Here is a 1,879-nt window from a genome sequence, read left to right on the forward strand (position 1 = left end):
TGGCGCACTAGTTATAGAAAAACCAGAAGTACCATCCAATAAATAAGCACTCGAGATGTTCAAAGCAGCACTACCTGTATTTTGTATAGTAAAAGTTCTAACTACAGAACCACTAGCCGCATTAACCGAACCAAAATCAGTATCATCAGCCGTTGATGGTGTAGTATCGCCACTTACGATGTTCGTTGAATTTCCTTGAACATTGATTTCTGGAACCAAAGCGCCAGAAGAAGTTGTTAAATTTTCAGAAGATGAATTTCCTCCAGCAAATTCTCCAACACTATATTGAGAAGCTCCTCTAACTCTATAATAATATGTTGTACTAGCACTTAGACCAGTTACAGAAAGAGAACTAGTAGTTTGACCAGCAACATAAAGATTATCATAACCAGATACCATGGAAGTAAAACCAGAATCAGTAGCTACATCAACTCTATATCCCGTTACACCAGAAACAGTTGACCAATTCGCCGTAAAACTATCACTTCCAATTGCAGTTGCAGCACTTGAAGCGGGAACTAAAGGAATTGGGTTAATTAAGAAATTATCTAAATCTATTGTTCCATTTGCACCTGAAATAACAAACTTAATATCTGTTAAAGACTGAGTAGGAGTAGTTGCAGCAATATCATTAAAAGCTTTTGTATTTCCAACCCAAACATCTTGAGTATCGTTTGCTAATGTCTCGAATGTACCATTTGGTGCCCTATAAGTTACGGTAGCTCCTGAATTATTTATAGCCCAGGTAATTGTTTGTGTTCCTGTGAAATTTGAAGAATTTGTTCCTCCAACAATATCCCTTAAGGAGTATTGACCTGCGGTTGTTGTAAAATTCACACCAAAACGAGAATGCGTATTTGCATTTGTTTCTGTTGAATTTCCCGTTCCAAAACCACTACCTACTTGAAAAGTAGCAGCATTTGTAAAGGCTGTTGAATTGGCAGATAAAGTCATATCAAATCTATACAATAAAGTACTTGGAGTTCCAGAAAAATCAGTAGTTCTACTAAATACTCCAGCATTTCCTGTTCTTGCAAATCTCAACTTATTCGAACCTGTTGTATTAATAGATAACACAGTACCAGCTCCAGAAGTGGTGATTGCATTAAATTGACCGTTTGTAGGGGTTGTTGCATTAGCATAGGTCGATACAGTTGTTGAACTTGAAAAATCCTGTTGAAACAATTGAGCATACCCTAAATTAGTGAACAACAAAACGAACAGAATAGAAATTGATAACTTCTTAGTAAAAAGCCTGTTCATCATTGAAAAATAAGGAGTTTTATTCATAATTTAATTAGTTTAGAAATCGTGAAAGTGCCAAAACAGCACCAAAATCGCAACACCGCAGTTAAACTCACAAACCCATTAAAAATGAGCTATTTACAAGGAAAACACCTTTAGAGCATAACTTGACAAAAGTACATTTTTTTTTTATTTTTCCAAATAAACCCCCCAACTTTTCGATAAAATCGACGAAATACATAAAACTAAATTAACATTACCGATTAACGGTAATTTTTACATAACCTTTAGGTATTAATTGCGCTACTATTTTGAACCGATGTGGTATTTGATAACAAATAAGTTGTAATCCTTTAAACAATTGTCCCATTTTTTAAAAAATTACGCACTACTGATTAAAAAAAATACGCTAGTTCTGGAAAAAATTGCGCTATTTCTCCGAAGAATTGCGTCGAAACTCCAAAGAATTGTGTCGAAACTTCGAAGAATTGTGTCGAAACTCCGAAGAATTGTGTCAAATCTCCAAAGAATTGTGTCGAATCTCGAAAGAATTGTGTCGAATCTCCGAAGAATTGCGCTGTTTCTCGAAAGAATTGTACCGAATCTCTGAAGAATTGCGCTGATTTTTTTAGAA

At 35.1% G+C, this 1,879-nt stretch carries 2 protein-coding genes; both read right to left on the reverse strand.

Annotated features, from left to right (window positions below; translation table 11 throughout):
• A partial coding sequence (locus tag IAI56_RS15585; RefSeq protein WP_187658740.1) for a choice-of-anchor D domain-containing protein occupies positions 1–1,290 on the reverse strand: 1,290 nt, incomplete at its 3' end.
• Positions 1,291–1,640: 350 nt separating this feature from the next.
• Positions 1,641–1,879 (reverse strand): hypothetical protein (locus IAI56_RS15590; RefSeq protein WP_187658741.1); only part of this gene is annotated, 239 nt, incomplete at its 5' end.

It is taken from the genome of Flavobacterium macrobrachii, from assembly GCF_014486675.1.
Taxonomy (GTDB): domain Bacteria; phylum Bacteroidota; class Bacteroidia; order Flavobacteriales; family Flavobacteriaceae; genus Flavobacterium; species Flavobacterium macrobrachii.